Annotated in this window: 1 protein-coding gene; it reads right to left on the reverse strand. The window is 68.7% G+C overall.

Annotated elements, in window-relative coordinates:
- Window positions 1-240 precede the first annotated feature (240 nt).
- Window positions 241-1032 (reverse strand): SDR family NAD(P)-dependent oxidoreductase, encoded by a 792-nt coding sequence (locus U9980_RS05125; RefSeq protein ID WP_322766904.1) that lies wholly within the window; start codon window positions 1030-1032, stop codon window positions 241-243.
- Window positions 1033-1182 lie beyond the last annotated feature (150 nt).

Raw genomic sequence — 1182 nt, forward strand, 5'->3', positions numbered from 1 at the left:
GGCGTAAGCCTGGTCGACCTCGACGTGGTCACGGTCAACGCTCGGGGCGAGGAAGTCATCGCCGGCTACGCCACGGCCCGCGTCGACTGACGAATCGGTCGGGCACTGTTGCAGGTGTGGCCGGTGACTAGCGGGCCAAAGGGCGCGCGACGATCGTCAGATCGCGCGCCCGGAGGCCGCACTTCCCGGAGAACTGCGGGGACTCCACATCGGGTCCCGCAGCCATCCGGCACAAGGTGGTCAGTGGTGGCTGGTCGGGTCGGGCTTGCGGCCGAGCTCGTCCAGTAGCGACTGGCTGTAGGCGATCCGTCCGGTGATGTCTCCCTCGACCAGAGCGAGCGCGGCCTCGGCGATCACCGAGGAGTCCTCGAGCGGGAAGTCCGAGACGAGGTCGTGCGCGCCCGCGCCGGGGGTCGCCACGTTGTCGAGCGGGGCGAGCGCGTTGGCTCGTATCCCGTGGGGGTAGCCCTCGGCCGCGAGCGCGGTCGTGAAGCGTTCCAGCGCCGCCTTGCACAGACCGTACGCGGCGAAGCCGCGCTCGTGCACCGGCTCGAACGGTGGGCCCTGCGGGTGCAGTGCCGCCCGGGAGGAGATGTTGAGCACCCACCCCGCTCCCCGCTCGCGCATGCCCGGGAGAACCAGCTGAGTCAGCTCGAAGGGCGCCCACACCTGAACTTCGATCATGAGGCGGAAACGTTTCTCGCTGAACTCCTCGACCGGTGCGATAAAGGTGACGGCCGCGTTGTTCACGAGGATGTCGACCGGCCCGAACGCCTCGACGGTCTCGGTGACGATGCGCCGCCGGTCTTCGGCCGAGGAAAGGTCGCCGCGCACGGCGATGGCTTCGTGGCCGGCGGCCTGGATACTGTCGACGGTCTCCCGCAGGCTTCCCAGGTACCGGGGGTCGGGCTCGAGGGTGCGGGCCATGGCCGCGACCCTGGCTCCTTCGCGCGCGAATCGGAGCGCCATCGCCGCTCCGATGCCGCGACTCGCCCCGGTGACAAGCGCCACCCTTCCGTCCAGCGTTCCCACGGATCCTCCTCGACCGGTGGGTGGAATCACCTCACCATATGGTCTAAATAGTCATATATTTAAGTAACGTCTGCACGGCCTGGCGATCAGTGGCCGGCGCCGTCGACCTCGACGAAGTCGCGCCCGCGGATCATGCGGGTCGGGGTGAAG

The organism is Protofrankia sp. Cr1, from assembly GCF_963555865.1.
GTDB lineage: Bacteria > Actinomycetota > Actinomycetes > Frankiales > Frankiaceae > Protofrankia.